9 protein-coding genes and 1 tRNA gene are annotated in these 5,513 nt (G+C 53.5%); all 10 read left to right on the top strand.

All coding sequences use genetic code 11. The features are described from left to right. Positions 1-90: sigma 54 modulation/S30EA ribosomal C-terminal domain-containing protein (locus JRF57_16005; GenBank protein ID MBW2305201.1), on the top strand; the 90-nt coding region annotated here is incomplete at its 5' end. A gap of 211 nt (positions 91-301) precedes the next feature. Then, positions 302-763 carry a PTS sugar transporter subunit IIA gene (locus tag JRF57_16000; GenBank protein ID MBW2305200.1) on the top strand — a complete coding sequence of 154 codons (462 nt, stop codon included), beginning with the start codon at positions 302-304 and terminating at the stop codon, positions 761-763. Positions 764-804: 41 nt separating this feature from the next. After that, entirely contained in the window at positions 805-1,206 is a 402-nt protein-coding gene (locus JRF57_15995) for a PTS sugar transporter subunit IIA (protein ID MBW2305199.1), read from the top strand. After that, positions 1,203-1,685 carry a ribosomal protein S18-alanine N-acetyltransferase gene (gene rimI, locus JRF57_15990; protein ID MBW2305198.1) on the top strand — a complete coding sequence of 161 codons (483 nt, stop codon included), beginning with the start codon at positions 1,203-1,205 and terminating at the stop codon, positions 1,683-1,685. Before JRF57_15995 ends, rimI begins: the two co-directional genes overlap by 4 nt. A 62-nt stretch (positions 1,686-1,747) precedes the next feature. After that, positions 1,748-2,746 (top strand): type I glyceraldehyde-3-phosphate dehydrogenase, encoded by a 999-nt coding sequence (gap, locus tag JRF57_15985; GenBank protein ID MBW2305197.1) that lies wholly within the window; start codon positions 1,748-1,750, stop codon positions 2,744-2,746. 127 nt (positions 2,747-2,873) lie between these two features. Continuing rightward, a complete protein-coding gene (locus tag JRF57_15980; GenBank protein ID MBW2305196.1) occupies positions 2,874-3,644 on the top strand; it encodes a triose-phosphate isomerase in 771 nt (256 codons plus the stop codon). Positions 3,645-3,906: 262 nt separating this feature from the next. Further along, positions 3,907-4,224: a preprotein translocase subunit SecG gene (gene secG / locus JRF57_15975; protein MBW2305195.1), complete on the top strand. Its 318-nt coding sequence runs from the start codon at positions 3,907-3,909 to the stop codon at positions 4,222-4,224. Positions 4,225-4,234: 10 nt separating this feature from the next. Further along, positions 4,235-4,322, top strand: a tRNA-Leu gene (locus JRF57_15970). A gap of 134 nt (positions 4,323-4,456) precedes the next feature. Then, positions 4,457-4,573 carry a PEP-CTERM sorting domain-containing protein gene (locus JRF57_15965; GenBank protein ID MBW2305194.1) on the top strand — a complete coding sequence of 39 codons (117 nt, stop codon included), beginning with the start codon at positions 4,457-4,459 and terminating at the stop codon, positions 4,571-4,573. 219 nt (positions 4,574-4,792) lie between these two features. Beyond that, positions 4,793-5,293 carry a hypothetical protein gene (locus JRF57_15960; GenBank protein MBW2305193.1) on the top strand — a complete coding sequence of 167 codons (501 nt, stop codon included), beginning with the start codon at positions 4,793-4,795 and terminating at the stop codon, positions 5,291-5,293. Positions 5,294-5,513: the final 220 nt, after the last annotated feature.

The raw sequence follows: 5,513 nt of genomic DNA, 5'->3' as shown, positions 1-5,513 counted from the left end.
ATGGTCTTCAGGAACTCCAGATCCCAGGAAATCAACGTAATTTACCGGAGAAAGAACGGCAATTTAGGATTGATCGAGCCATCCAGTTAGTGCCCATCAATAGATTTATTTATTCTGGGCATTAACCAGGTTTCCGATTTTTCTCATGCGTGGAGTGGTGAGTACCATTGCTCCGCAGTGGGTTCCGGGTTTTTATCACGCCATAACTGTGACGGAAGCGGAAGATTGCGAAAATTGGCCATTTATGGATGGGTACTAGTTAGGGTGGCGGTCGATTCCCGGCCGATGGTATTGAAGTAGTATGAAACTATCAGAGATACTAGTTGAAGAGGGCATTCTCCCCGAATTGAAGGCCACGGACAAGAGAGGAGTCTTGGAGGAGCTGGCCGAGACTGTTGTTCACCTGGAACCCAGCGTGGACAAGGGATCCCTCGTAAAGGTCCTGCTGGAGCGGGAACGTCTGGGCAGTACGGGCATCGGTGACGGTGTGGCCATTCCCCATGGAAAGTACTCCGGTCTCAAGCGGCCGATCGTATCCTTCGGCAGGAGCCGCAAGGGCCTCGATTTCGAATGCATGGACGGCGAACCGGCACATCTCTTTTTTCTTCTGGTGGCCCCGGAGAATTCCGCCAGTGTGCACTTGAAGGCGCTTGCCAGGATTGCCAAGATTCTGAAAAACAGCGCTTTTCGAAAGACGTTGCTGGAGGCGGACACCAAGGAGGAAATTTACAGGGCGATTATTCAAAACGACGAGGAGTTTTGAACCTTTGACCCGAAAAGGGAGAGGGGAGGCGCCTTTTTGCCATGATCGGTTTGCTCATCGTCACCCACTGTGACCTAGGGAGAGAGTTGCTCAGCGCCGCGGAATTCATTGTGGGGAGCATTGAAGCAGCGGATTCCTTGCCAATAACCGCAACAACCGGTAGCGAGGAGATGCGAAGGGCCATAGGGGGGAAGATTTCCTCCCTCGATAAAGGCGAAGGGGTGCTGATCCTGACGGATATGTTCGGTGGAACTCCTTCCAATCTGAGCCTCTCCTTTCTCCAGGAAGAGCGCGTCGAGGTCCTCACCGGCGTGAACCTCCCCATGCTCATCGCCATCGTGCAACACCGGAAAAACCTGAAGCTCAAAGAATTGGCTGAAAAGGCCCAGGAGGCTGGCAAGAACGGGATCTCCCTCGCCGGGAAGCTGCTGGAGTCCGCATGATCTCTCTTGTAAGGGTTACAAGAGAAAACTCCGGGCACTATCTCCAAGGTATTTTAGAGATCGAAAAGGCATCCTTCGTGACCCCATGGAGCCGGGAAGCCTTCCATCAGGAACTCCTGAATCCTGTGTCACATCTGTGGGTGTTGGAAGAAGATCATCTGTTGGCGGGTTATGTCTGTTTTTGGATTCACGACGCCTTCATTGAGGTCCTTCACATTGCGGTGCGGCCTGACAAGAGACGTAGGGGATACGGTCGCAGACTTCTCGAAGAGGTGATAAGCACGGGCACCGACTGGGGCGTGGACCAAGTCTGGCTGGAGGTAAGGGAGTCAAACGGACCGGCCAGGGAGCTCTACCGAAAGATGGGGTTCGAAGAAGTGGGTGTAAGACCTTGTTATTACAGGGATACCCATGAAGACGCCGTTTCCATGACTCTGAAGCTCCAGGGGAAGTCTATGAGCCATAGGAAATTCAACTAATGGGCGGCCCTTTTTAAACAGGGCCATTTCATTTTTCCGATGGGTTACAGGAGGTAGAAAACATGGCCGTTAAAGTCGCGATTAATGGATTTGGCCGGATCGGCAGGATGGTTTTACGGGCGGGATTGGGAAATCCTAACGTCGATTTCGTGGCCGTCAACGATCTTACGGATGCCGCGACATTGGCGCATTTGCTGAAATACGATTCCGTACAGGGTATTCTGGACGCCCAGGTCGAGAGCACGAATGATTCCCTTAAGGTCGACGGCAGGGAGATCAGGATTTTTTCTGAACAAGACCCCTCCAAGATCCCCTGGCATGAGGTGGGAGTGGAAATCGTGATGGAGTGTACGGGCCGTTTCCGGAGCCGGGAGAAGGCATCGGTCCACCTGTCCGCCGGGGCCAGGAAGGTCATCATTTCGGCGCCTGCAAGTGATCCCGATATCACCATCGTCATGGGGGTCAACCACGAGGCATACGATCCCGAGAAACACCACATCGTATCCAATGCCTCTTGCACGACCAATTGCCTTGCTCCTGTCTGCAAGGTTTTACTCGATAGTTTCGGGATCGAGAAAGGCTTGATGACCACAACCCATTCCTATACCGGGGATCAGAGGATCCTGGATTTCCCCCACAAAGACCTCCGAAGGGCACGAGCCGCGGCCCTGTCCATGATACCTACCACTACCGGGGCGGCCAAGGCCGTTTCACTCGTGTTGCCCCAGCTGGCAGGAAAATTGAGCGGAATGGCCATCCGGGTCCCCACTCCTAATGTTTCAATCGTGGATCTCGTGGTCCAGCTCGGGAAGGCGGCCCCGGTGGAGGAAGTAAACGGTGCCCTGAAGGAGGCGGCCGAGGGCGATCTCAAGGGGATCTTGGCCTTTTGCGAGGAGCCCCTGGTTTCCGTGGACTTTAACGGCACCACCGTCTCTTCCACCGTAGATGCACTTTCCACAATGGCCATCGGGGACTTGATAAAGGTCCTGGCTTGGTACGACAACGAGTTCGGGTACGCCAACCGCATGGTGGATCTGGCCGTACACATGGCCCGGAGCTAGCCGCGGCTGCTCTGGAAAAGCGTCTTTCCGAGTAAGCCGCCGAACGGCACGAAAGAAATCGGCGAGGAAGCGCCGGGGCAAGGGCGCGGCCAGATCCTTGCCGAAGAGAGAACGGGGAGGAAAAGCCATGAACGGCAGAAGGCCGATGATCGCGGGGAATTGGAAAATGCACCTCGGTCTCGAGGAAGCGTCGCGCCTGGCCGCAGATGTAGCGAAGGGTGCCTCGGAAACCCCGGACGTGGATATCCTTGTGGCCCCTTCCTTTACGAATCTGTGGGTCGTGAGGAAAGCCGTCGGAGATTCGGAGGTCTTCCTCGGTGCCCAGAACATGCATTGGGAACCCAAGGGGGCCTTCACGGGGGAGGTGTCCCCGGGTATGCTCCTGGAATCGGGTTGCACCCACGTGATTCTCGGCCATTCGGAGCGGAGGACGCTTTTCGGGGAAACGGACGAAATGGTCGATAAAAAGGCGGGTTCCGCGGTCAAGGCAGGGCTCGTACCTATTGTCTGCATCGGCGAAACCCTTGGAGAAAGAGAGGCCGGGAGGACCTCGGAGGTCATCCGAACCCAACTGGAGGGATCCCTGAAGCGTTTTAGGGAGGACGGGGAGATTCCTTCAACCTTCGTTTTGGCCTATGAACCGGTCTGGGCCATTGGCACGGGCAGGACCGCATCCCCGGACCAGGCCCAGGAAGTCCATGGGTTCATCCGGGAGTGGCTCGGGGTGAATTTCGGAAGGGAAGCAGCCAATTCCGTGAGGATTTTATACGGAGGGAGCGTTAAGCCGGACAACATCAAGGCCCTCATGGCGCAGCCAGATATCGATGGAGCCCTTGTGGGAGGGGCCAGCCTGGATGCGGAGTCATTCCTCTCCATTGTCCGGTTCGGAGAAGATTGAAAATTCGTCTTTTTTATTGCAAATGCCGTTTTTCTTGTTATAATTCATTGTTCCCGATCGTTGGAAGAACCCCCTTCTCCTTTTCATGGGTTGGGACCTTTAAATTTTGACCCTGACGCAGCTTGTCACGCCGTAGCCATAGCGAAGGCGGAAGATCGGGCAAAAGAGGACGTTTTTCAAAGGTCTCGATCCCGGAGGACTCCTTTATTGATCTTACTCTGAGGGCAGGAAAAGGCCCTGTGACAAAAACGGTTGATCATAGATGAAGCTCATAATCATTCTTGTCCATATCGTGGTATGCATTGCCCTGATCCTGATCGTCCTGCTTCAACGGGGAAAGGGCGCTGACATGGGAGCGGCCTTCGGCGGGTCCAGCCAGACTGTATTCGGCAGTGCCGGGGCGACCTCCTTTTTGAGCAAGCTCACGGCTGCTGCTGCAGTGGTCTTCATGTTGACCTCCCTGATGCTGGCCTTTCTCTTCAGCAGGGGGACCACCTCTTCCATCATGAAGGGAGTCAGCCAGCCCCAGGCGCCCGTAACACAGCAAACCCAGGGCCAAGCCCCGGGAAACGGCAAATAGTCTTTAATGTGCCGAAGTGGTGGAACCTGGTAGACACGCTATCTTGAGGGGGTAGTGGGCGACCGCCCGTGCGGGTTCAAGTCCCGCCTTCGGCACCAGCATAATTTACAGTATTTCTGCAAGGCCTTCAGCAGGGTAACCTGTTGAAGGCTTTTTAATGAAGACCGCCGATTTTTCCTGCCGGAAAAGCGCCTATCTTGTAATATTTTTTTGCCCATGGATGGGCTCATGAATGCGTGTACCCATTCATGAGCCCAATGCACCGGTTCCTGAACCGGCTACGATGCTGTTGCTGGGGTCCGGACTGGTGGGGTTGGCGGGCCTGAGGAAGAAGTCCAGGAAAAAATAAGGAATTGTTGAGCTATAGTAGGGCGGGGTTTTGACCCCGCCCTACACGATTTGGTTATTCTTGAAAAACCATTTAACATATGAAAATAATTGTTTTTTTATCTAAAAACATAGTAGGGTGTCTTAGAATATCTGCAAGAAAATCATAGGAAGGAGTGCATTTTTTGCAGATTTTGTCATGAACCGGGAACTATCCCCGAGCAAGAATAAGTAAGGGTATTTGTTTAAAATTAAGCTGGAAAGGATAATTCATGAGGGCCATCCAATAGTAGGGCTTGCTGACCAGTATGAGCAAGTGGAGAAAGAGAATCAAGGGCTAAAGGTCATAAAGAAGAACCGGCTGAAGGGAGTGAATATAGACACGACGGTTCAGGAAAAGTTTATCAGGTATCCAACTGATGCAAAGCTCTATAATCGTACAAGATCAAGGCTGGTTTCCATGGGTAAAGATTGTGGTATCTGTGCCAGAGCTACAGTCGTCTTTCCTAAGAACTGCCATCATGCAGGGCAGGTATGCCAGAGCCGGGCAGTTGAAGAAGGCTGCAGAGATACAAGGAAGCTAAGGAGATGGCTTGGAAGGGTGAGAAAGTACATTGAAAGAAAGTGCACGAACTCCATGTGGAGTGTATCAGCAAGGGCAAGGCACATAAGAGATACGAATTTGGCGTCAAGGTCCAAGTGGCAGGTACAGGCAAAGGAGGCTGGATTGTGGGAGCCCTAGCCTTTCTATGATGGAGCTATATTGCCTATTCCGGTGAAAACGGCATGTCATTCCGGAGCATTCCGACACCCTGATCCGGAGGATTGCGGCACTCCCGAGCGAGGAAGTCGGAGCGTGACATCGAGCTTGTTTCTCCATTGCCGATAGAGGTGGCAGAACTGGCTGTACTGATACCCGTCCGGATTGGTCTCCTTGTATTCGTACCAGAGGAGCTGGAGCG

The sequence above is a fragment of the Deltaproteobacteria bacterium genome (assembly GCA_019310525.1).
In the GTDB taxonomy this organism is placed as follows: Bacteria; Desulfobacterota; DSM-4660; order Desulfatiglandales; family HGW-15; genus JAFDEE01.
The sequence above is the reverse complement of the archived record's forward strand: the minus strand, read 5'-3'. Positions and strand labels throughout refer to the sequence as shown.